Source organism: Treponema porcinum (assembly GCF_900167145.1).
Classification (GTDB): domain Bacteria; phylum Spirochaetota; class Spirochaetia; order Treponematales; family Treponemataceae; genus Treponema_D; species Treponema_D porcinum.
In genome coordinates this window covers 309,473-332,591 of the sequence record NZ_FUWG01000002.1, presented here as the reverse complement: position 1 = coordinate 332,591, position 23,119 = coordinate 309,473, and the positions used below count along the sequence as shown (strand labels likewise).

Sequence of the window (23,119 nt, the reverse complement as noted above, 5' to 3'; positions counted from 1 at the left end):
CTTTAGGTGTATTATTTTTATATGGCATTTCAAAAAATTCTTTCTTCCATTTTTGAAGATTTCTGGCAGCAGAAAAAAGAACACATCAGATTTATCTCTGTAACTGAGTCTATGATGAAGACCGTTTCGACTATCGTTTCTGAAACGGAAGATGTAAAAATCATAGATCTTGCAATGAATTTTTCACCTTTAAAACCGTTCCTTCAGATATTGTCTGATCTTTCCCCGGACGAAAAACTCATTGACAGCATAGCGTATTCGCTCCAGAAAGAAACGTTCAAATCATTTTTTTCTTACGGAAATGCAGGAGAAAGAAATGACTTAATTATTATGGAAGAAGTTTTTTACGAAAAAAAACGATACAGGGAAACAATCGTTGAACTTTTAAAACGTCTGTGCAGCGGAAAATACGTTATTTTGAATGCGCAGTATCTGTATGAAGAATCCGTTGATATTCTAAAAGCACTTGAAGAAACATCCTGCAAAGGAAAATTTGTCTTCCTGTTCGATTCATTGAAAAATAACTCTGCCTCAAAAAAAACTGCTGAATACATAGACAGCATAAGCAATCAGAAGAATTTTTTTACGCTTTCAGACGATTCGAAAAGCGACATCTATACCGACGAAATATCAAGCGGCTATGACGATCTTCCCTCATACGAAACGCTTTTTAACGGACTGCATAACTGCCGTCTGTTTCTTGCCCTTGAACAGTCAAGAGGAATTTGTAACTGGCTTACCCTGAACATTGCAAAACTTGGACTTAACCAGCTTCAGACTCGCGCATTGTATATGGAAATGGGACTTATAGACTTCTACTCATTCCTACCGGACGAAGCAGCACTTTATCTGAACAATGTTTTGGAATCTCAGGTTGATGACGAAAAAAACATTCTGGCAACTATTTTCTATGCAAAAGTCCTTGCATTTAAAAATGCAAATGCCTATGCCGCAAAATGTGCACACATACTTACACAAAAATTACAGTCAAACAAGGAATCTCCGTATTATGCACTTGCACTTGCAACTGAATATAATATCACCGAACGCTCAGACTCAACTGCCTCAATAGAAACGTACAACCTTGCATTGCAGATGATGGAAAAACACGGACTTATAAACAATTACATAAACGTAATGCTGTATATTCCGTGGGCATTTGTAAATGACCAGGATAAAAGGACCATCGTTGACCCGAACATTGACAAGGCGCTTGAACTTTCCAAAAAAATTGACAATCAGTTTGCACTTTCTACTGCCTGCCACTGGAAAGGAATTCTCATTTCATTTAATGACCAGACCGACCAGTCGCTTCCGTGGTACTACGAGTGCAACAGAATACGTACTGAAATCGGAGACTTATCGTCTATTATAAAAATACGAAACGGTCTTTCATACGAAGCCCTTATCCGGGCAAATTACATACAGTCCTACACACTGATAAACAGTTTCATATCACGCATTGACGAAATCAACGATTACACGGAAATGATTATTACGCTCAAGAATATGTCGCAGGCTTTGTTCTATTCGCGGCATTACAAGGAAGCGTACGAACTACTGAAAAAAATACTTCATTTTATGCACTTATTCGATCTGGAAGATGCGTCGTACAGTTCGTTTCTTCCGGAATACAATGACATTCTCATCTACAAGACAATAATCGACTTCTTTCACGGTGACTACGTACGGTCAAAAATAAATCTCCACAACATTCTTCACAACGGAAAATCGATTACTGCAATAGACCAGCCGCTCACGAATTTTCTTCAGGCGATTATCTATGCTCAGGAAAAAAACATTGAATCTTCTACAGAAGCTTTTAAAATGTGCATAGAACGATTCGCTCAGGTAGGAAAATCACAGGAACACCGGCTTGTGTATATGTATTATGAATATGCACTCGTTCTCAGTCACTTTGGCTATGCAGAATACGGAAACCATTACCTCAAGGAAGGCTTTAATCTTGCAAAGAAAAAAAATCTTTCCTATTACACTCAGAACAAAGAATCAATTACATGCGATGACTACACAAATGCATTCTGCGAAGTTGAACCTATAAAAATTAACCTTATCTATCTAGAAGAAAAAGCTGAAAAAGAGCGGCTTATGAACCAGCTGCACAACAGAATACATGACTATCAGTTCCTGAATAAAGTAATGCTGTACGGAACAAATCCGCCGAACATACGGACATACGTACGGAACGTTCTGCAGGCTGCATTCGATTATTCCATGGCAGATGCAGCATTCATTGCAGAAAAAAATGAATCCGGCTGGAAAATCCTTGCTTCTGACATCAGAAATGATACTCCACTTCCAACTTCAGATATGTGGGAAAAATTTACCAATGCATCAAAAAAATCGGAACAGAGTCAGCTTGTATACGAAAAAGACCATCAGCTTTTGTTCTGCAATATTTCAAAATTTGAATTTATAGGCGGAATAATAATCGTTCCGAGCAAGGCAAACGTAATTTCCACGGATAACATCAATACGCTGAACATTGCCGTTTCAAACATTCAGGCACAGCTTGTTATGCTCAAGCAAAACGAACACCTGCTGTATATTTCTTCCACCGACCAGCTTTCAAAACTCAAGAACCGCCGCGCCCTTCAGGATTTTATCATTCTTGAAAATGAAAAACTCGGAAGATACCGTACGCGCCGGAAATTTACGCTTCAGGAAACGATTGCGTTCATCGACCTTGATAATTTTAAATATTACAACGACACATACGGTCATGAAACCGGCGATTTGCTTATTACATGCTTTTCGCAGCTTCTAAAGCAGATTTTCAGAAAAGTTGATTTTATCGCCCGGTTCGGCGGAGATGAATTTGTCTGCGTACTTTCAGATACGTCCTGCACGGAAGGAAAGCGCGCGGCTCAAAGACTGTATCAGGGACTTGAAGAAAGAAATTATTTTATCACTGACATTGAAGCGTTCCTGCACCGAAAGCTTGAAATTCCAAAGGTAAAACGGCTTGGATTCAGTATGGGATTATGCTCAAACTATGACGTTGAGGACAATGCAAATCTGGACATTGTTCTTGCAAATGCAGACAAGGCGCTTTACTACTCAAAACAGCACGGAAAGGGATGCGTTTCTTCCTGGTCAGAAATAAAAGAATCTGTTTCTGAGTCGGAAGAACCACCGTGCCGTACAGGTAGGGCGGACTTAAAATAAAAATGGGCAGAAAACGTATATCCCGCGAAAAAATAATCAATGCGTTTTTATTCTGTGCATTTGATAAAAGCGCCGGTGCAACATCCCTTCAGGACATCGCCGATTTTCTGGAAATAAAGAAAGCCTCCCTGTACAACCATTTCGGAAGCAAGGACGAAATGTACGATGCAACGCTCGTATATTGCAGCGACTACCTTAATTTTGTAAATTTTATTCCTGAGGACATAAACCGCGACGGAAAAATCTATGAAGAAGACGCATACGACGGTTTTCGGAAAATAATAAAGCGGCATATCCAGCTGTATGAAAACGAACCTCTTTTCCAGATTTTTACGTTCGTTCACTCAGAAAAATATTTTAATAAAAATGCCGCTGAAATTGCCGAAAACGAGCTTATAAAAATCGAACGCGGAATTGCAGAACTTGTAAAAGGCTTTGCGGAAAAAGAAAAGCTCCGACGCCTTCCGCACGACGAACTGCGCCGGTTTTCAGAATGGTTTGCCGCCACGCTCGCCCAGCAAACAGACCTGTACATTATGCGCAAGAAAGAAATCGTACGGCAAAACCCGGAAAGCGGAGCAGGAAGCCTTTTCTCCCTGCCCACAGATGCATACGCCCTTGAAGACATTTTCAGTCAGACAGACGCGTATTTAAAGACTATTGCGCCATAGCTGCAGCAAAACCAGAACAGTTCCGCCGGCTAGTGGGCTAATCCGCGCATTTCATCAATCGTCTTAAATCCCTTGCGCTTCATAAACTCAAAAAGACCGTCTATACATTCTGTCATCGTAAGGGGATTTGCAAACGTGTTTGTTCCGATTTCAACGGCGCTTGCACCTGCCATAATGAATTCAACAACATCACGCCAGCCGGCTATTCCGCCTATTGCTATAACTGGAACCCTTTTTTCCTCTGGAAGAATGCGCATTGCCTCAACAAGTTCGTATACAAGGCGGACGGCAATCGGACGGACAGCTGGTCCTCCAAAACCGGCCTTTACCTTGTCAAAAACAGGCCGCCCGGTTTCTATGTCAATAGCCATTCCCTGAAACGAATTGCAAAGGCTTATCCCGTCAGCGCCTGCCTGAATGCAGCTGAGCGCAACGTTATTCAGTTCCGGTGATTGCGGAGTAAGTTTTACTACAAGCGGTTTTTCCGTAACGGCGCGTACTGCCTTGACGACAGTTTCCGCCGCCGTACAGCTCATTCCGAATGCCGCACCTCCGGCAGCAACGTTCGGGCAGGAAATATTCAGTTCTATAAGAGGAACAGCGGTTTTTTCAAGCAGTTTTGCGCCTTCAACGTATGTTTCAAGGGTAGAACCGCTTAAATTCGCAATCGTAACTGGCTTAAGACGGAGCATTTCCGGAAGTTCGTATTCTATAAAGTGAGGAATTCCAGGATTTTGGAGACCGATGGAATTCATAAGACCGGACGGCGTTTCCCACACGCGTATGCCTGAATTTCCCTGACGGGGCTCAAGCGTAAGTCCTTTTGATGCAATTCCGCCAAGACGGTTCACATCGAACACGGACGCATATTCCGTTCCGAAGCCGAACGTTCCGGACGAACCGATGACAGGATTTTCAAAACGCACGCCTTTTATGGTAACGCTCATATCCGGCTTAAAATCCTGAGGAACAGGCTCACCGGCTTTTTTTGCAGTACCGAAGCAGGGAGCATATGCAGGCTTAGGGAACGACAATATTTTTGAATTAAAGACAGGACCGTCCTTGCAGCAACGAAGGTTTCCTTCTGTTGTAGGAATAACGCAGCCAAGACACACGCCTACGCCGCACGCCATCCGCGCTTCCATACTTATCCAGCACTGAACGCCGGCTTCCTCCGAAATCTGCTTTACGTATGCAAGCATAGACGCAGGACCGCACGCATATACAGTACTGTAGCCGGCTTTCTTTATTTTTTCTGCATCTATTGCCACAGGAAGCATTCCGTGAATACCGGTGCTTCCGTCGTCTGTCGTAATCGTCAGATGAGATGCGCGGACGTTTTCAAGACCGTAGCTGCCGCTTTTAAAACTTGCAATAAAATCATAGGATTCGTCCGGCAGCGTTTCTGCAAAGCCTGCAACAGGCGCAACGCCTATTCCGCCGCCGATAATCAGCACTTTTCCAGTAGGGTCAGACGGTTGAGGAAATACGTTTCCGAGCGGACCGAGCAGCTGCACCGTATCATCTGCTTCAAGCACGCAAAGTTCCTGCGTTCCTTTTCCCTTTAAAAGAATTAAAAAACTGAGCGAAACGCCGTGCTTTGTCCGCTCCGAATGAAATACGCTTATCGGGCGCGCAAGAAGCCTCTCTGACTTTTCCGAACGGAGCATAAAAAACTGTCCTGCAACAGGAAGGCGCGCTTTTTCGCCGGAAATTTCAATTTTCAGTACGGAAACAGAACCTTCCGGGCGCGCTCCGTCTACGCTAGAACAATACGTTACTTTTCCTGTCGTATACACAGGATATGGAATTCCATTGCAATCAGTGACCGGCTGCATATTCCACCTCTACAGTGATTTTTTTGCATTCAGCAGGTCTTCCTTGCTGAATATAGCAGCTTTTGCCGCCGCAGAAGCAATATCGGCAAGGCTCAATGCGCCTGCCTCCCGTTTTTCCGTTAAATCACTATCTTTCTGCCAGGCGCATAAAATTCCGCGGCTTGAATTTACCGTTCCTCCGGCTTTGTCAAGAAGCGTTGCCGCAATGCGCGCCGCACCGCCCTGCGCACCGTATCCCGGAATTAAAAAGAACGTATCCGGATACATATCGCGAAGCCTGCGCGCATCCTTTTCCTGCGTTGCGCCTACAACTGCTCCTACAGCACCGCACGTCTGTTCAGGATAGAAAGATTTGAACTCTGCACCAATCCGGCTGATCTCCGAACCTACTCGCTCAAGAAGAAGAGAACCGTCTTTCAGTTCCTGATGTTCAATGTCTGTCATTCCGGGATTTGACGTACACAAAAGCACAAACGCACCCTTTCCGCCTTTTTCCGGAGAAGCGTATTCCGTAAACGGCTTAAGCGTATCAAATCCCATATAAGGATTTACCGTAATAATGTCCGTTTCAAAATCACCTGTAAAATGAGCACGCGCATACGCCCCGGCTGTAGCGGCAATATCGCCACGCTTGATGTCAGAGATAGCAGTCAGTCCTGCATCCTGCACAGCCTTGAGAGTCTGCGCATACACTTTCATTCCGGCAATGCCCATCGCTTCATAATATGCAATCTGAACTTTAAAGCAGCATGCGCTTTTATCAGCCGCAACACGACGGATAATTTCTTTGTTATAAGTAAGAACAGCCTCTTCCCGTGAACCGACCGCTTTCACGACAGAGTCAGGGATATAAGACGGATCAGTGTCCAGTCCGACGCACAAAGGACCGTACTTTTCTGCACGCTCCTGTAATTCCTGCATTTTATGTTTCGTAATCATACATTTAATATACTGATTATAAAAAGGATTTTCTACAGCACAAAAATCACATACGGAAACAGGCATACCCTTTTTTTTCACCGGAATTTACTTCTATGTACCTACTTGATAATTTACTGATAAAAAACTATTATTCGGTTATGGCTTTATCAGAAAAGGTAGCAATCCTAATTTCAGAATTTATAGACGAAAAGACAGTCCGCGCAGTAGCAGACTTCACTACCGGTACAGGCAATGAAAATGCTGACGTTGACTTGATTGCGCAGATGTTCGGCTATTCGGGAAGTTTTTCCGCTTCCACAAATGATGACCATAACAAATTAATTTTAAGTTTCAAAAACAATCTTAAACTGTTAATTCAAAAAACCTGGGTAGAAAAATCAGACGTTGCACTTAAAGAAGAAATTTTGTTCAAGCTTGACGTTCTTTTCAAAAATCCTGTTGACTGGAAAAAATCCTATACAAAATTCCTTGAGATACTGGCTAACGCCGTTTACCTTATGTTCGGACAGCAGACAAAATCTGACGATTTTGCGGAATACTCGCTGCGCATTGACCCGGAATTCGGTATTTTCTGGTGGTATATAAAAAGCCTTCCTCTTTCAGCAGAATGGCCCGAAGACAAGTGCCGTAATGCTGTTTTGCTCGGAATGTATTTCCTTGCAAATTACTAAAACGACACAACGGCGCCGGAACAATTTGTTCCGGCTTTTTTTATTCTTTTTGAACGGTTTGACCTAACGGAGAATTGATTATGGATTTAAACAGTACATACAAAACGCTGAGGAACGGAGCAGAGGTTCTTGCCTTGCAGACAGCCGTTCAGAAAAACAGGGCGCTTGAAGAAGTTGCAAAAGCGCTTGATGCGGAACGCGCAAAAATCATCACCGCAAACAAAACTGACATAGAAAATGCCCGTGCAGGAGGAATGAAAGAAACACTTGTTGACCGGCTTTCCCTTGATGACAGGCGTATTGATTCCATTATAGAAAGCCTTAGAACGGTAATCTTGCAGAACGACCCGATTGGAGAAGAAACCGCCGGCTGGAAAACGCCGAACGGTCTTACGATACGGCAGGTGCGCGTTCCGCTGGGTGTGGCAGCGATTATTTATGAAAGCCGCCCTAACGTTACGGTGGATGCGTTCTGCCTTGCGTACAAAAGCGGAAACGCAATTCTTCTGCGCGGCTCGTCTTCCGCATACAATTCAAACAGGGCAATTGTTTCTATTATACAGGATGCGCTTTCCAAAACGGAGGATGGCGTTCCTGACGCAATTGCACTTGTTGAGCCGGACAGTGAAGGTCACAACGACGTTCAGCAAATTCTTAACGCAGTCAGAAAAATAGACGTAGTCCTTCCGCGAGGAAGCGCCCGTCTCATCAAGACTGTCGTAGAAAATGCGCGCGTTCCCGTAATTGAAACCGGAAGCGGAGTATGTCATCTTTATGTAGACGAATCAGCCAGCCTTGAAATGGCAGTAAAAATCGCCGAAAATGCAAAAATCCAGCGTCCGGGCGTGTGCAACGCAATCGAATGTATTTTGGTAAACAGGCGCATCGCAGAAAAATTCCTGCCTCTTCTGAAAGAACGCTTTGCCGGAAGGGTTCAGTTGCGTGCGGATGATTTCTGCTATTCTGTTCTTGCAAAACCAGAAGTTCCAGAATACCTGCTTCACGCAACTGAAGATGACTATGGCTTCGAATTCCTTGACTACATCTGCTGTGTAAAAGCAGTTGATGACGTAGAAGAAGCAATCACCTACATAAACAGCCACAACACAAAACATTCAGAAAGCATCATCACCGAAAACCGCGCAAATGCACGACTGTTTCAGGCAAAAATAGATGCCGCCTGCGTATACGTAAACAGTTCAACGCGGTTTACCGACGGCGGCGAATTCGGATTTGGAGCGGAACTTGGAATAAGTACGCAGAAACTTCACGCGCGCGGTCCGATGGGAATAAAAGCACTTACAACAATAAAATATTTTATAGACGGAGACGGTCAAATCCGCTGAAAAGGCAGACCGGTAAAAATATGAGTGAAGCAATTTCAAAGACATTCAAAGAAGCACGAAAAATCGTGATAAAAATCGGAAGCAATACGCTTGCAAAAGAAGACGGCACGCAGAACACGGAATTTATGCAGAATTTCGCGCGGCAATGCAGAAATCTTATAGATTTGGGAAAACAGGTTATTCTCGTTTCGTCTGGAGCGCAGGTTTCCGGAATATCAATCACGAGGGAATGGGCTCGTAAAAAGGACGTGCATTTCCGGCAGGCACTGTGCGCAATCGGACAGGTAGAACTTATGAGCCAGTGGCGGAAAGCATTTTCCTTACAGAACCTGCATATCGGTCAGCTTTTGCTTACAAAAGACGACTTTAAGAACGACCACCGTTCACTGAATATCCGTAATACGATGTTCACGCTTGTAGATGAGGGCATCGTACCGATTGTAAACGAAAACGATTCTGTTTCAATAGACGAATTTTCTATAGGCGACAACGATAACCTGAGTGCGCTTTCTGCAATTCTCTGGAGCGCAGACCTTCTGATTTTGTTAAGCGACATTGACGGCGTATACTCTGACAATCCTAAAACTAATCCAGATGCACGGCTCATTGAAACGGTAGAGAACATCCAGAATTTAAGGAATTCTATAAAAATCGGAAGCACAAACTCATTCGGAACAGGCGGAATTGAAACTAAAATTCAGGCGGCGGAAAAAACAACTGTCTATGGAATTCCGCTGCTGCTTGCAAACGGCTCGACGCCTGACATCATCGACGGTCTTCTGAACGGCAGCGCAAAAGGAACTTTATTTTTGGCACAATGAACTGATAAAAAGGAAGGATAATATGAAAATAGCTTGTATAGGAACCGGGGCAATGGGCGGAGCAATTATGCGTGCCATATGCAAAAAATACAACGCCGGAGACATCACCGTAACGGATAAAAACTCTGAAATGGGGAAAAAATTTGCTGAAGAAACAGGAGCTGTTTTTGCAGGGTCAAATGAAGATGCAATAAAAGGCGCGGACTACATTTTTATTGCCGTAAAGCCTCAGTTTTTAAAAGACGTATTTGATGAAATAAAAGACAAAATTACCGGTAAACAGGTTGTCATTTCTATGGCAGCCGGCGTAAAAATTGAAAAACTTGAAAGTTTTGCCCCGAAAGCCCGGTTTATCAGAATGATGCCGAACGTATGCGCACAAATCGGAGAAGCAATGACTGCCGTAACAAGCGGCGCGTCGGTAACGGCTGAAGAATTTGAAGAAGCAAAACAGATTTTAAGCGCCGCCGGAAAAGTCGAGGCTGTTCCGGAAAAACTTATGGACTGCGTAACAGCAGTAAGCGGCTCCGGACCGGCATTCGTATTTATGTTTATAGAAGCGCTTGCAGATGCTGCTGTACGATGCGGAATGCCGCGCTCACAGGCATACACGTATGCTGCACAAACCGTAAAAGGTTCTGCCGCGCTCGTTCTTGAAACAAAAAATCATCCGGCAGTCCTGAAAGATTCCGTATGCTCGCCGGCAGGAACGACAATTGAGGGCGTTGCAGCCCTTGAATCAAACGGTTTCAGAAATGCCGTAATTCAGGCAGTAACCGTCGCATACGAAAAATCAGTAAATCTTGGAAAATAGCACAGTCCTCTGAACGGCACATTATTTTCCCAGGATAAATCCGGCGGCAAGTTCTCCAAGATACACGCATATAATTCCGGAAATCAGCGTAAGCGCAACATATACGCCGCCGGCTGATGCGTGTCCTCCGGAGAAAAGCCCTGCGCTTTCAAGTGCAAACGTAGAAAAAGTCGTAAATCCACCGCAAAAACCTGTTTTCAAAAACAAAACAAGCACAGGGGAAATCTGTCCGTCCGCCTTATGCACGGCTCCTGCGGCAAGTGCCGCAATCACACCTACGATAAAACAACCCAGAATATTCGTAAAAAAAGTCTGGAACGGAAAAACAGACTTCACCGGCACAAGCGAAATCACATAGCGAAGTGATGCACCCAAAGCTCCGCCGAATGCAACGCAAAGTATATTCAAAATCATACGCAGATTATATCACATTTCATTCGTACACCGAATACTACAATTCTTCCTGCCCCGTTCCACTTTTCATACACAAATACGGCTACAGATTTTACAAGAACGGCATCTTCTGTCTTTCATCCGGGCTGTTAATTATTGTAAAAATCAGCGTGAAATACTAGAATAAACATATTATGGAAAATTCTAAGCGAACAGTTACCTGCGGTGAGCTTCGTAAAAGCGACGCGGGAAAGAAAGTTGTATTAAACGGCTGGGTAAGCCGCACCCGCGATTTAGGCGGACTTTTATTTATACGGCTGCGCGACCGTTACGGAATCACGCAGGTTATGGTCGGCGAAAAAGCAGACGAAAAGGTAAGGCAGATTGCCGCCGGTCTTAAAAGTGAATATTGTATTGCGGTGGAAGGCGTCGTTAATGCACGCGCAGAAAAAGACATCAACAAAGATATGCCGACCGGTGAAATTGAGGTAGAAGCAACTGACATCGAAATTTTTACAACAAGTCAGGAACTGCCTTTTTCAATCGAAGAAGTGCGCCAGAAGGACGGAACTCTTGTCCTTCCGAACGAAGATTTGCGCCTTAAATACCGATATCTTGACCTGCGCCGCGACCCTATGCAGCAGAACATTATCCTTAGAAGTCAGGTTATGTTTGCAACGCGCGAATACCTTACGTCAAAAGGATTTCTTGAAATCGAAACACCTACATTCGTAAAATCTACACCGGAAGGCGCACGCGATTATCTTGTTCCAAGCCGCGTTCATCCGGGAAAATTCTATTCCCTTCCGCAGAGTCCGCAACTGTACAAGCAGCTTCTTATGGTCAGCGGATTTGACAAATATTTCCAGATTGCACGCTGCTACCGCGATGAAGATGCACGCGGTGACCGCCAGCCGGAATTCACGCAGATTGATATGGAAATGAGTTTTACAAACCGCGAGGAAGTTCTTGAAACCACAGAAGGAATGATGCAGTACATCTTCAAGAAAACGCTGAACTACAATCTGCCAGCTCATTTTGACAGGATTACCTGGGAAGACGCGTTTGACCTGTACGGAAGCGACAAGCCTGACCTTCGCTTTGATATGAAAATGCAGGACGCCGCATTTATGGCAGAGCTTGCAGACTTCAACGCATTCAAGGCAGGTGCTGCAAATGCAGACAAGTCAATCGAACGGCACAAAAGAAGCGGAATAAAGGCGCTTGTCGTAAAAAACGCTGCCGACAAATACAGCAGAAAGCACATCGAATCACTTGAAGCAGTTGCAAAAACTTACAAGGCTAAAGGTCTTGCCTGGATGAAAATTGATGCAGAGGGAATATTCGAAGGCGGAATTTCCAAATTCTATGCCGGAAAAGAAGCAGAAATCTGCTCAAAGCTAGGTGCAGAAAAGAACGACCTTATTCTGTTCGTAAGCGATGAAAAATGGCAGGTTGCCTGCGTTGCGCTCGGTGCAGTCCGAAAGCAGCTTGGAAAAGACCTGAACCTGTACAATCCGGCCGATGAATTCCACTTTGCCTGGATTATCGACTTTCCGTACTTTGCCTGGAATGAAGAAGAAAATCACTGGGAAACGGAACATCATATGTTCACCCTTCCGCAGAAAAAATACTGGGACATGCTTGAAAGTAACCCGGGCGCAGTAAAGGGCGACTTGTATGACCTTGTTTTGAACGGATACGAACTTGCTTCAGGAAGTATGCGTATTAACGACCCGGCTTTGCAGGAGCGCATTTTTGAAATCGTAGGCTACAGCCGCGAGCGCGCCGAAAAAGCATTCGGATTTCTTGTACAGGCGTTTAAATTCGGTGCGCCGCCGCACGGTGGAATTGCTCCGGGACTTGACCGCCTGATTATGCTTATGCGCCACGAAGAAAGCATACACGAAGTAATTGCATTCCCGAAGAACAATCTTGCCGCCTGCCCGATGGACGAATGTCCGTCTGTCGTAGACGAAAAGCAACTGCAGGATCTTCACATTACTGTAACTGAAAGGGAAGAATAAGGCGAAAGCCCGCCCCGACGGATATTCTGGTTTATGTTTTTCATAAACCAGAATATCTTTAAAATTAAAAAAGGAGAGTCCGCAGATGAACCGCGAAGAACTGCACGAATCCATCGAAAAAAATGCTGTTCTCACTTTTTCACGCAGCGGAGGCGCAGGCGGACAGAACGTAAACAAAGTAAATACAAAAGTCCACGCAGCAATTCCAGTAAAATCGCTTGAAGGTCTTTCTGACGAAGAAAAAATCCTGATCCGCACAAAATTACGCCCGAACATCAATAAAGAAGACTGTCTTTTTGTATACGCAGACGATGAACGCTATCAGGAACGAAACCGTGCAAACGCCCTTTTTAGAATGGAAAACATCATCGTAAAAGCCGTAAAACCGCAGAAAAAGCGCAAAAAGACAAAACCGACAAAAGAATCCGTAGAAAAACGGCTTAAACAGAAAAAAATAAAATCAATGATAAAGAAAAACAGACGGATTGAGTGGTAGGCACATACATATACGCGCCGGAGAATTTTTCACCGCGCAACTGTATGATAAATAAAAAAGGCTGGTCTTGCTTTTTCAAAACCAGCCTTTTTACTTGAGGGATACGTGATTCGAACACGCAACCTTCGGCTCCGGAGGCCAACGCTCTATCCAATTGAGCCAATCCCTCAAAAATGCCTTTATACTATACAGTTTACGAAGAAAAGTATCAATAAACTGCGCGATTTTTCTATTCCGCCTCTCCTTTGCTGAGAATCTAGCTCGGAATGTGAATGACCTCGCGCGGTTTTGAGCCGTTTGCAGGACCGACTATTCCACGTTCTTCCATTTCTTCTACAAGGCGCGCGGCGCGGTTATAACCTATCTTAAGACGCCTCTGAATGTATGAAGCACTTGCTTTTCCTGCCTGAATGACAATATCTAGCGCCTGATCATACAACGGATCTGCGCCTTCATTAAACAGGCTTGGTCCTAAATCAACGTCGTCGTCATCAACAAAAATCTCATCATCAATATATTCCGGCTCGCCGTAAGATTTTACATATTCAACGACTTTTTCAACATCGTTGTCGCTTACAAATGTTCCCTGAATACGAACCGGGAACGGATCAACGGCGCTTGCATAAAGCATATCGCCTTTTCCCAAAAGCATTTCCGCGCCCACCTGATCTATGATGATGCGGCTGTCCATTTTTGAAGCGACCATAAATGCAATTCTGGTCGGAATGTTTGCCTTGATAAGACCGGTGATAACGTCGATTGACGGACGCTGGGTTGCAAGGACAAGATGAATTCCGACGGCGCGGCTCATCGCGGCAAGTCTGGCAATCGTAGACTCAAGTTCTTTACCGGTTGTAGCCATCAAATCTGCAAATTCATCAATAATGACGACGATATACGGCAGTTTTTCCGTGCAGATGTTCCGTTCCTCAATGCGCCTGTTGTAACTTGAAATATCGCGTACGCCCATACCGTCAAGAAGGGCATACCGGCGTTCCATTTCGCACAGACAATATTGCAGTGACTGGAGCGCGCGCTTCGGCTCGGTGATTACAGGAGTCAGAAGATGCGGAATATCGTTGTACAGCTTAAGTTCAACGACTTTCGGATCAACAAGGATAAGTTTTACCTGCTGTGGAGAACGCTTGTACAAAATTGAAAGAATCATCGAGTTCACGCAGACTGATTTTCCGGCACCAGTTGCTCCGGCAATCAGAAGATGCGGCGTTTTTACAAGGTCAAGCAGCTGCGCCTTTCCAAGAATGTCTTTTCCCAAAATTACAGGAATTGCCATTTTATTGTACTCCGGCAAATCCTGCTCAATCATTTCGCGGAAACTGACTATAGAACGGTGCTTGTTCGGAACTTCAATACCGACCGCCGCACGCCCTGGAATAGGAGCTACAATACGGACAGAACTTGCCGCAAGACTGAGCGCAATATTATCCTGTAGCGTTACGATTTTGCTAAGTTTTACGCCCGGAGCAGGAGCAAGTTCAAACATCGTGACGACAGGACCTTTTTTTATGCCGATAATTTCCGCTTCGATATTAAACTGGTTAAGAGTTTCTTTAAGTTTAAGAGAATCGGCTTTTGTCTGCTCGTCAATAATCCAGTACTGGTCGTTTTCGTATTCTTCCAGAAGCGACGTAGGAATTTTATACGGTCCTTTCGCCCTTGCACGGCTTGAAGCTGCTGAATTCTGTGCAGAAAGAGAATCTGAAATCTTGTTTTCCGGCATTTCCTGGCTGTCAAAATCAGACTGCTGTTCCGGCTCGGTAAAAGTGAATTTCTTTCCTTTCAATTCGTCGCGGATTTCCTTTTCCATATCATCAAAAACTTCCACAGAGAGCGACGTTTCCGGCGTTTCAAACGGATTTACTTCTTCAACGCGCTCTTCCGTTTCGTAAGGCGCATCTTTATCATTTTCCGCGCCCTTCCCGTTCGCTTCAAATCCGCCTGTCCGCCCTTCTAAAGCGGCTTCTTCTTCCTCCTCTTCCGGAGTTTCTTCGTTCATATCTATATCAAAAAAATCGGGATCAAGCGTTGCAGCCGTATCTGATGCAGACAGAACTTCCTCTGCAAGATTTCCTTCATCTCCGTTCGCATCAGAAAAATCTTCAAATGGATTTTCCTCCAAAGAAATTTCTTCGTGGTCAGGAACGGTAAACGGTTCTTCCTTTTCTTCCGTATTTTCAAAAACAGAAGTCTCTTCCGTACCGCCGGCATCACCCTCTGATTCTGCATTTATATCTTCATCTACGACCGTTTCTGCCTGAAAAGTATTCCCGGCCTTTGCCTTTATTTCGTCCTCTTCCGGCCATTCGATTTCATCCGAAGTATCGTCATCGCCGGAGTCTTCGTTTTCATCGGAAAAATCCGTGAGCGCCGCATATTCTTCCTGCGTTATGAGAGAAGCCGGATTTTCAGGAATTTCGTCCTCTTCCGGAATATCGTCGAACACGCCGGTGAACGGATCTTCCTCTTTGGTGCTGCTTCGCTCCGGAAAATGCGCCTGCACCGTTTCATCAGCCTGTGCCGGAGAAGATGTTTCTTCTAGAGATGCAAGACTGTACGGATCTTCCGCTACGGTTTCGGATGCAGCCGTTTCGTCGTAATCGCCTGCGCCTTTATCCCAAGCGTCCGAATTTCCGTCTGCATACGGTTCGTCAGAAACAGATGCATCTTTTTCTGAAAGCTCTTCCTGAACGCCAGAACCATTTGAACCATCTGAAAATTCTGTTACGCTAAAATCGGCACCGTCAAAAACAGTTTCTTCGTCCGCATCATATTCCGAAGTGTTTATATCCTCAAAAGAAGCGTCGTTCTGTCCGTCCGGTATTTTTACCGTTCTACGTCCGCCGGATTTTTTGCCGTTTGTTGAAACGCCGCTTATTTTATCTGCAAGCATTCCGGCAGAAAGAATTTCTATAATAACGAGCATTACGCCTATAATAGACGTCAAAACAATCTTGATAAATGCAAAATTATCCGTCGTATGATTTACAATCATTCTGCAAACCTTTTCAATTCCTACAGCCGTAAAAAACGGAATAACTGCCGTCAGAAGCTGCATGGATTTTCGGGCAGTCCACCGTGAAGCAAAACAGGAAATCGCCGCATAAAATAAAAATACAGGAATTAAAATGCTTGAAAAGCCGTACACTGACGTCAGCATAGAGCCAAGCTGATACAAAAGATTTTCCCTTCCCGGACCAAAACTTCCAAAATCAAGTGCCTGAAGAATCAGAGATATAGAAAAAAAAGCTGCCACAAGCAGCAGAACAATTCCTGCCGCTATGTTTGGTTTATTAGATAGTTTCATAGTCCATTTATCGGAGAAAACAAAAGGCTGAATTAGGATTTTGTGAAAAAAGTTTATGCCATCTTGTTTTTCTAAATGGAATTATGTAAAATAGGATTACTTGACTCATTAGCTCAGCTGGATAGAGCATTTGCCTCCTAAGCAAAAGGTCGCACGTTCGACTCGTGTATGAGTCATAAAAAGCAGCACGTAGTTTTACAGGCTGCTTTTTATTTTTGCAGAAAAGGCGGCTTTTCATTCCCCGGAAAGCGCAAGTACCGGGTCAAGTTTTGCGGCTCGTGCGGCAGGATTAAGCCCGAAGAAAATTCCTACAAAAACAGAAAAAACGAAAGAAACGGCACACGCCCAGAAACTGACGACAAACGCCTGCCCTTTTATTCCCTCTACTATAAGGCTCACCGAAATGCCTATGAGGATTCCGAGTATGCCGCCAATCAGGGTGATTGCAGCGGATTCCACCAGAAACTGACGCCGTATATCAAGCGGACTTGCACCAAGCGCCTTGCGTATTCCGATTTCCTGCCGCCGCTCTGTAACGGTAACAATCATAATATTCATAATACCTATTCCGCCTACAAGCAGAGAAATTGCCGCAATTGCGCTCAGCATAACGCTCATCGTAGTAGTAATTTCATCCATCTGATTCAGCATTGTCTGCATCGACATAACATTCACCGAATACGCCGTTCCCGTAAGGTTATTGCAGTATTCTTCAATTTTGCCGACAAGTTCCGCCGCCTTTGCAGGACTTACCGCCTGAACAAGAACAGTTGCCGCAGCAGGATTAGGCGTAATTTTTTTTGCATAGAAACCGCGCGGAATGTACGCAGAATTGCTTGTATCTTCCATGCCGGACGTCTGCTCTTTCAATACGCCTACAACTTCAAAACTGAACGATATGCTTCCGTTCGTAACAAGAATGTATTTTCCGACTGCACCGCCGTCAGGGAAAAGCGCATCAACGACTGTCTTTCCCAAAATAATTTTCTGCATACCGTAATAATCTTCCGTAACGGTAAAAAAACGCCCTTCGGAAAGCTGAATTCCGTACATTTCAAGATAGCCGTATTCTACGGCACTGCAGCTCATCGTAGAACTAGTATCGCCGTAAGAAAGCGTTGCGCTCATCGAATTTTTATACCAGATTTTTTTTATGTCACTCAGATTGCCAAACAGTTTTTCCCGGAAAGATTCGTCAAACGTAATCGTAACAGCATCACGCCTGCGCCTCATAAAGCCTTTCGATACGCTTACTACGTCAAGACCTGCCGTTCCAAACATATCTTTTATTTCCTGCGTAGAGCTTGAACCCATACTCGTAATTACAATAACAGATGCAACTCCTATAATAACACCTAGAAGAGAGAGGAACGTACGTGTTTTCTGCCGCCTGAAATTTTGCAGCGCATTAAAAAAATCCTCAAGCATTTTCTTCCGCCATAGCATAAAACGGCATAACAGGAATCTGCTCTTCATCTGACTGAATATTGCCGTCAAAAATCCGTATACAGCGGTTTGCACTTGCACCGATTCCGCCGTCATGGGTAACAATTACAATTGTCGTTCCCGCACTGTTTATTTCCCTAAACAGGTTCAGAACCTGTAGTCCTGTCTTGCTGTCAAGTGCGCCGGTCGGTTCATCCGCAAGAATTATATGCGGTTTTGTGACCATCGCACGCGCAATTGCCACGCGCTGTTTCTGTCCGCCGGAAAGCTCGCTAGGACGGTGAGAAAGTCTGTTCTCCATTTCAACGCGCTCAAGCACTTCTTTTGCAAGACGTACGCGCTCCGGCTTTTCAATTCCCTGATAGCGAAGCGGAAGCATAACGTTTTCAAGAACTGTCATTCCCGGAAGAAGGTGATACTGCTGAAACACAAAACCGATTGTCCTGTTTCTGAGCGAAGCAAGTTCCTTCTCCGTCATTTTTGCCGTTTCCGTACCGTTTATCTCGACTATTCCGCCGGAAGGACGATCAAGACAGCCAATCATATTCATACAGGTCGATTTTCCGGAGCCGGACGGTCCCATTATAGAAACGAATTCTCCCTGCTTTACGCTGAACGTAATTCCGCGCAGAGCGTGAACTTCAGACTGACCGATTTTATATACTTTCGTTACGTTTTCCATACGGATGACAGTTTCCGCCATTTCACATCCTTATAAAATCAAATAAAACCAAATGATATTTGCCAAAACAAATAGCAGGGAACGCACATTAAAAAGGCGGTCTTCCCATTCCGCCGCCCATCGGTCCGCCGCGATTTTCGTTGTTTTTTGAAAAATCATTTTTTTGTCTGGCACGGTCAGTTCCTGAACGTTTGGGTGCGCTCTGGGCTTTTAAGACTTCGCCGCCGGAAAGACCGTTTTCAATTTTAAGATAGCCGCTACCGTATGGTGAAACATTTACATATATCCTTTCGCCAGTTGCGGCAAGTTCCACGTATGCCCTGCCCTTTTCACGCGCAACGGCATACGATTCTACAATCACATTTTCAACCGGTTCTGTAATCTGTATTTTTCCGGTAAAAGAATAGTTCGGTAAAATTTGCGGAGGATAGTCATCAATACGAATTTTTGCCTTTACAATAGTCGCACCGCGGCTTGTAACTTCACCTATTGCCGGCCAGCTTACAACATACCCTTCAACCGTTCCGTTATATGCCGGAAAACTAAATTCAACTTTTTGTCCGGTTTTCAGATTTGAAACGTCTGTTTCCGGTATTTCAACTTCTGCAATCAGATAATCTACGTTTACGAGCGTTCCTACAGAATCCTTTGCTTCCATTGAATCGCCGACGGAAACATCAAGATCTGCAATTATTCCGTCAAAAGTTGCCTTTACTTTTCTGTCCTCAATTTTCTGAAGAAGGGAAAGGCGCTGTTTCTGCGAACCTGTAATTTTCGTCGATGCCATATCGTAGTCAAGCTTTGCAAGATTGTATTCCTGCTCCGTTGCATCAAGCTGAATGATAATGTCGCCTTTTTTTACCGTATCGCCTTTTTCAACGTATACGGCAAGAACAGTACCGTCGCTAAGCGCCTGAAGCGTCTGCTGTTCCGCCGCAGAAATCGTACCGGCAATTTCAATTACGTTTTCGTAAATTTCCGTCTTTACCGTATAAAGCGAAGCAGACGCCTTCGCCCTTCCGGAAATTTTTTTCACCGCAACAGCTACTGAAATGACTGCCACCGCCGCAATTATGCATATAGTTATTTTCTTTCCGGCAGAAACTGTTTTTTTACCCATCGTATTTTCCTATAAAATTTCTTCATCACGGCAGAACAGAAGCTTTGTCGTATTGTTATAAATAATCAGGTCAATGTCATTTATCAGAAGCTGAAGGCGGTACTGCTCCCTGTTTGCAAAAGCATTTAAATATTCACTTTCCGTAATTATCCCTGCCTTAAGGTATTCCGCCATATCCTTTTCAAGACGAACGTACATCTCATACGTTTCTGCATTTGTCTGCCTTGACCAGATAATGTCGCTCAAAGACTGCTGCTGGTCTACCACGGAAGTATCGTAATCTTCCTCCGCAGACTGAATTGCAATCAGGTCCTGCTCTTCTGAATAACCGTTTTTTTCCGTCGTTATGCGCGCCTTGCGGAATTCCGCCGGATCAACAGACGCAGAAAGCGAATACACCGGATTTCCAGGATTTTCCACCGGAAACGAAACGCCTGCTCCCAGACTCAAGCCGTACAGCCCGGCAGTCGCCCCTGCATCAACCGTATCCGACATATCGGAACGGCTGGCAGAAGAAGCCGTACTTGAATTTTTCAAGGTGTAGCCGGCATTCGCAGAAAGCGTAACGTTCTTTACTGACTTCCGCTCAAGCGAATTGTACTCGTATGTCCAGACGGCTTTTTCTATGGAAGCATACTGATTTTTTTCAAACGCCAGAATATCTACCGGCTCTACATACTGTATTGTTTTCGGCAAAAAATCTTCCGCTTTTGTGCCGGTTTTATATTCATCACTGCATTTTGAAGCAAAAACTGCGCAGTCGTGTTCAAGTTCCCGGATTTTTGTTTCTACGTCGTGGGAATCAGAAAGGACTTTTAATTCTGCCAGCCTGTATTTTGACGAAGTAACAGCATATCCTTTTGCCTTAATGTCCTCAAAATCAATTGTGTCGTCATAAAGAGTCTGCTGCGCCTTTACGATAGCATTTGCCGCAGTAAAAAGCGCTTTCAGTTCCGTGTAAAATTCTTTTTCCGCTTCAAGTGCGCGGTTCTGCAAATTCCGCCGTGCCGTTAAAAGCATCCGCTCCGCATTCATAAGCTTCAGCCTGCGCGAAAGAGAAGCACCCGAAATAATGTCTGCCGAAAGGGAAAATTTTGTATTGCTTGAATTATCTTCCCCGGACTCAACCGCAACGGATGACGAAACGGCAAATTTTAAATTAGAACGTACTGGAACAGTTGCCGTAACAGACGGCTTGAGCGTTACGTTAAAATCATCAGCGCCGCCTGCAAGCGTTATAGTTCCCGTAGAAATCTGTACGTTTATTCCGGTGTCAATGGACGTTTCTTCCGAAGAAAGCTCTGCCTTTTTTACTTCAAGCGCAAGTTTCTTAAGCTCCAGATCATTTTCAAGGTATTTTTCCAGATCAGGACTTGCAAAACAGGCGGGAATCATAAAACACATCAGCCCGAGCACTAATTTTTTCATACAAAATAAACCGTTTTTTTCTGTCTTTGTTACAAGAAAAAAATTCTCTCTCCTGAAACTGCCGCTATTCGCCGGTTCCCACTTCTTCCTCGTGGATTTCATCAGACTGTTCAGCAGCTTTTTCCGTATAGATAAGCCGGATTGTTTCAATCTCCGAACGATGTCGTGATTTCAAAAGCAGCGTGCTTCTGTCCTGACGGTATACATAGCCGGATGAGTTATAAGTTTCAAAACGATAGTCAGAACGGAATGCCATATTATAAATGTAGATTGTCTTGAACTGCTGTATTCCGCTTATGATGACATAATGCGTATATGACAGAGGGAAGTCAATGGCAAGGGTGATTGCACCTGCGTTGTCATTCTCATAGCTGATGTTGTTTGCGCACGTCCATGCCCAGACTGCCTGACCGTTATCAAATGCCATAATTTCATAATGCGGATAATACATATTTGTGTGGACTACAGCCGGATACAGTTCGCTGAGCGTCCTTAAATCAAATGATGCACTGTCTTTTAGGTATGAATGCAAAATCAACCGTCCGCCGGCAGCATAGTCTGCATTTCCTGTAATCTTACCGTAGCGTAAAAGCGCATCTCCTGCACCGGCAGCGTTTATTACGGAAAGCAGAGTTCCTTTTTCTGCGATTGTAATACGAGAATCATCAAAGCTGCACGAATTTTCTATTTTAGAAATACATTTTCCAGTAGCCCCGGAAAGCATTGCGGCAAGTTCAGAATTCTTTTCATATAAATCTGCATAGACAGAAAGTATTCCTGATGCCTGCAGAACCGTAATTCCTTCCAGTTCGCTTTCTGCCGTACTCTGAAGAAGTTTATGTATTGCAGAAGAACCTGGATGCATGCACATATAATCTGCAAGATTTTTTACGGTAAACACATCATAAGTTCCTGTTTCTGCAGCTGCCTGAATCATATCACTGTAAGACTGCATCTGCCGGAACAAAGATTCACTTGTTACTGAAAGATTGTTGAAAAACGGTGCAGAAAGATATGTTCGCGACGTACTTTTCTTGAAAGATTGAGGAACAGCATCAACTGCCTCATTATATCTGCCTTTTTCTGCCATTACCGCAACATAAGATACGGCTTCCTGCTCCGAAAGCGGCGATGTATCTGACAAAGACTGTGGGAATGACGAAATCAAATTGTTTTTCAAATCTTCAATAATATTGATGTATGCTGTTTCTGAAGCAGCATCAAGTCCGTTTGCCATTGCAAAAGAGAACGAACGGTTCTTGTCTATATGAACGTATGATGCAACAGGTTCTTTCCGGGAAACGACAAGCATATTGTCTTCTATTTCAGAAGCACTCAACTCCCACGATACTTTTTTATTTGTAACCTGAATTCTGGAATCGCTGATTGCAGTAACTGCCGAACCGACGGAAAAACTGTACGGAATTACGACAAAATCTGCATTCTGCGGTATTTTTGCACGGACATTAAGGAACGCAAGCGAAGTATCATCGCTTACAGAAAACTGAATGTCTACTCCCTGCGTAAAATGCAGAATGCAGGAAAGCGGAGATGTTTTTTCCCAGGAAACAAGCGATACTGCTCTGGAAGAATTCCCCGTCATCATACGGACTGACTTTTCATCGTTACCGGAAAAAGTAATTCCGTTAAACGAAACGGTAAATTTATTTTTTAGGCTCACGCTATTGTCGTCTGCCGCAGATTCCAGCAATACTATATGGAGCGTTCCAAGCTTTTCTGATATGATTGAATCATTCTTAAACTGAAGGACAAAAATGCCGATTATAACAATAGAATAAACTGCCAGTAAAATAATGGCTCTTCTAAAAATTTTTGCAAGCATACAGAAAGTAGTTTATCTAATGACGGCTTTTATTTCAACCGTCGGAAAATCGGTTTAATTTGGAGTA

General features: G+C 44.1%; 17 protein-coding genes and 2 tRNA genes. 9 read left to right on the top strand and 10 right to left on the bottom strand.

Going from position 1 to position 23,119, the window contains the following annotated elements; all coding sequences use genetic code 11:
• Window positions 1-21 precede the first annotated feature (21 nt).
• Window positions 22-3,189: a GGDEF domain-containing protein gene (locus B5D55_RS01420; RefSeq protein WP_078932191.1), complete on the top strand. Its 3,168-nt coding sequence runs from the start codon at window positions 22-24 to the stop codon at window positions 3,187-3,189.
• A 2-nt stretch (window positions 3,190-3,191) separates the two neighbouring features.
• Complete coding sequence (locus tag B5D55_RS01415) at window positions 3,192-3,860, top strand: TetR/AcrR family transcriptional regulator (protein WP_078932183.1); 669 nt, start codon at window positions 3,192-3,194, stop codon at window positions 3,858-3,860.
• Window positions 3,861-3,889: 29 nt separating this feature from the next.
• Here B5D55_RS01415 and B5D55_RS01410 read toward each other — a convergent pair whose 3' ends face one another.
• Window positions 3,890-5,698, bottom strand: a complete 1,809-nt coding sequence (locus B5D55_RS01410) for a dihydroorotate dehydrogenase (RefSeq protein ID WP_078932182.1) — start codon at window positions 5,696-5,698, stop codon at window positions 3,890-3,892.
• Between the two features lie 9 nt (window positions 5,699-5,707).
• Window positions 5,708-6,637: an orotidine-5'-phosphate decarboxylase gene (pyrF, locus tag B5D55_RS01405; protein WP_234975353.1), complete on the bottom strand. Its 930-nt coding sequence runs from the start codon at window positions 6,635-6,637 to the stop codon at window positions 5,708-5,710.
• A gap of 140 nt (window positions 6,638-6,777) precedes the next feature.
• On the opposite strand from pyrF, the gene B5D55_RS01400 reads away from it, so the two are divergent.
• The 4 genes from B5D55_RS01400 to proC all read left to right on the top strand — a co-directional run bounded on the left by B5D55_RS01400 (window position 6,778) and on the right by proC (window position 10,292).
• Window positions 6,778-7,311, top strand: a complete 534-nt coding sequence (locus B5D55_RS01400; protein ID WP_078932271.1) for a hypothetical protein — start codon at window positions 6,778-6,780, stop codon at window positions 7,309-7,311.
• Window positions 7,312-7,391: 80 nt separating this feature from the next.
• Window positions 7,392-8,657, top strand: a complete 1,266-nt coding sequence (locus B5D55_RS01395) for a glutamate-5-semialdehyde dehydrogenase (protein ID WP_078932181.1) — start codon at window positions 7,392-7,394, stop codon at window positions 8,655-8,657.
• Window positions 8,658-8,677: 20 nt separating this feature from the next.
• Entirely contained in the window at window positions 8,678-9,478 is an 801-nt protein-coding gene (gene proB, locus B5D55_RS01390; RefSeq protein ID WP_078932180.1) for a glutamate 5-kinase, read from the top strand.
• Window positions 9,479-9,500: 22 nt separating this feature from the next.
• Window positions 9,501-10,292 carry a pyrroline-5-carboxylate reductase gene (gene proC, locus B5D55_RS01385; RefSeq protein WP_078932179.1) on the top strand — a complete coding sequence of 264 codons (792 nt, stop codon included), beginning with the start codon at window positions 9,501-9,503 and terminating at the stop codon, window positions 10,290-10,292.
• 21 nt (window positions 10,293-10,313) lie between these two features.
• On the opposite strand, the gene B5D55_RS01380 is transcribed toward proC, so the two are convergent.
• Entirely contained in the window at window positions 10,314-10,706 is a 393-nt protein-coding gene (locus tag B5D55_RS01380; protein WP_200805263.1) for a fluoride efflux transporter FluC, read from the bottom strand.
• Between the two features lie 173 nt (window positions 10,707-10,879).
• Here B5D55_RS01380 and aspS point away from each other — a divergent pair, with 173 nt between their 5' ends.
• Window positions 10,880-12,712 (top strand): aspartate--tRNA ligase, encoded by a 1,833-nt coding sequence (gene aspS / locus B5D55_RS01375; protein ID WP_078932178.1) that lies wholly within the window; start codon window positions 10,880-10,882, stop codon window positions 12,710-12,712.
• Window positions 12,713-12,797: 85 nt separating this feature from the next.
• Window positions 12,798-13,208: an alternative ribosome rescue aminoacyl-tRNA hydrolase ArfB gene (gene arfB, locus B5D55_RS01370; RefSeq protein WP_078932177.1), complete on the top strand. Its 411-nt coding sequence runs from the start codon at window positions 12,798-12,800 to the stop codon at window positions 13,206-13,208.
• A 95-nt stretch (window positions 13,209-13,303) separates the two neighbouring features.
• On the opposite strand, the gene B5D55_RS01365 is transcribed toward arfB, so the two are convergent.
• Together B5D55_RS01365 and B5D55_RS01360 are read right to left on the bottom strand one after the other, a co-directional pair.
• A tRNA-Arg gene (locus B5D55_RS01365) sits at window positions 13,304-13,377 on the bottom strand.
• A gap of 87 nt (window positions 13,378-13,464) precedes the next feature.
• A complete protein-coding gene (locus B5D55_RS01360; protein ID WP_078932176.1) occupies window positions 13,465-16,533 on the bottom strand; it encodes a DNA translocase FtsK in 3,069 nt (1,022 codons plus the stop codon).
• A gap of 102 nt (window positions 16,534-16,635) precedes the next feature.
• Here B5D55_RS01360 and B5D55_RS01355 point away from each other — a divergent pair.
• Window positions 16,636-16,709 (top strand) — tRNA-Arg (locus tag B5D55_RS01355).
• Between the two features lie 58 nt (window positions 16,710-16,767).
• On the opposite strand, the gene B5D55_RS01350 is transcribed toward B5D55_RS01355, so the two are convergent.
• The 5 genes from B5D55_RS01350 to B5D55_RS01330 all read right to left on the bottom strand — a co-directional run bounded on the left by B5D55_RS01350 (window position 16,768) and on the right by B5D55_RS01330 (window position 23,052).
• Window positions 16,768-17,961 carry an ABC transporter permease gene (locus B5D55_RS01350; protein ID WP_078932175.1) on the bottom strand — a complete coding sequence of 398 codons (1,194 nt, stop codon included), beginning with the start codon at window positions 17,959-17,961 and terminating at the stop codon, window positions 16,768-16,770.
• A complete protein-coding gene (locus tag B5D55_RS01345; RefSeq protein WP_078932174.1) occupies window positions 17,954-18,682 on the bottom strand; it encodes an ABC transporter ATP-binding protein in 729 nt (242 codons plus the stop codon). The genes B5D55_RS01350 and B5D55_RS01345 overlap by 8 nt, the downstream gene beginning before the upstream one ends.
• Window positions 18,683-18,749: 67 nt before the next feature.
• Entirely contained in the window at window positions 18,750-19,781 is a 1,032-nt protein-coding gene (locus tag B5D55_RS01340; protein WP_078932173.1) for an efflux RND transporter periplasmic adaptor subunit, read from the bottom strand.
• A gap of 9 nt (window positions 19,782-19,790) precedes the next feature.
• Window positions 19,791-21,209, bottom strand: a complete 1,419-nt coding sequence (locus B5D55_RS11810) for a hypothetical protein (RefSeq protein ID WP_234975352.1) — start codon at window positions 21,207-21,209, stop codon at window positions 19,791-19,793.
• A gap of 64 nt (window positions 21,210-21,273) precedes the next feature.
• Window positions 21,274-23,052: a hypothetical protein gene (locus B5D55_RS01330; protein WP_078932172.1), complete on the bottom strand. Its 1,779-nt coding sequence runs from the start codon at window positions 23,050-23,052 to the stop codon at window positions 21,274-21,276.
• Between the last annotated feature and the right edge of the window lie 67 nt (window positions 23,053-23,119).

Bases quoted from the DNA above. Each gene is read 5' to 3' on its own strand.
- aspS (WP_078932178.1), top strand. From the start codon at position 10,880: ATGGAAAATTCTAAGCGAACAGTTACCTGCGGTGAGCTTCGTAAAAGC.
- B5D55_RS01415 (WP_078932183.1), top strand. From the start codon at position 3,192: ATGGGCAGAAAACGTATATCCCGCGAAAAAATAATCAATGCGTTTTTA.
- B5D55_RS11810 (WP_234975352.1), bottom strand. From the start codon at position 21,209: ATGAAAAAATTAGTGCTCGGGCTGATGTGTTTTATGATTCCCGCCTGT.
- arfB (WP_078932177.1), top strand. From the start codon at position 12,798: ATGAACCGCGAAGAACTGCACGAATCCATCGAAAAAAATGCTGTTCTC.
- proC (WP_078932179.1), top strand. From the start codon at position 9,501: ATGAAAATAGCTTGTATAGGAACCGGGGCAATGGGCGGAGCAATTATG.
- B5D55_RS01380 (WP_200805263.1), bottom strand. From the start codon at position 10,706: ATGATTTTGAATATACTTTGCGTTGCATTCGGCGGAGCTTTGGGTGCA.
- B5D55_RS01420 (WP_078932191.1), top strand. From the start codon at position 22: ATGGCATTTCAAAAAATTCTTTCTTCCATTTTTGAAGATTTCTGGCAG.
- B5D55_RS01400 (WP_078932271.1), top strand. From the start codon at position 6,778: ATGGCTTTATCAGAAAAGGTAGCAATCCTAATTTCAGAATTTATAGAC.
- proB (WP_078932180.1), top strand. From the start codon at position 8,678: ATGAGTGAAGCAATTTCAAAGACATTCAAAGAAGCACGAAAAATCGTG.
- B5D55_RS01410 (WP_078932182.1), bottom strand. From the start codon at position 5,698: ATGCAGCCGGTCACTGATTGCAATGGAATTCCATATCCTGTGTATACG.
- B5D55_RS01330 (WP_078932172.1), bottom strand. From the start codon at position 23,052: ATGCTTGCAAAAATTTTTAGAAGAGCCATTATTTTACTGGCAGTTTAT.
- B5D55_RS01395 (WP_078932181.1), top strand. From the start codon at position 7,392: ATGGATTTAAACAGTACATACAAAACGCTGAGGAACGGAGCAGAGGTT.
- B5D55_RS01360 (WP_078932176.1), bottom strand. From the start codon at position 16,533: ATGAAACTATCTAATAAACCAAACATAGCGGCAGGAATTGTTCTGCTG.
- B5D55_RS01340 (WP_078932173.1), bottom strand. From the start codon at position 19,781: ATGGGTAAAAAAACAGTTTCTGCCGGAAAGAAAATAACTATATGCATA.
- pyrF (WP_234975353.1), bottom strand. From the start codon at position 6,637: ATGATTACGAAACATAAAATGCAGGAATTACAGGAGCGTGCAGAAAAG.
- B5D55_RS01345 (WP_078932174.1), bottom strand. From the start codon at position 18,682: ATGGCGGAAACTGTCATCCGTATGGAAAACGTAACGAAAGTATATAAA.
- B5D55_RS01350 (WP_078932175.1), bottom strand. From the start codon at position 17,961: ATGCTTGAGGATTTTTTTAATGCGCTGCAAAATTTCAGGCGGCAGAAA.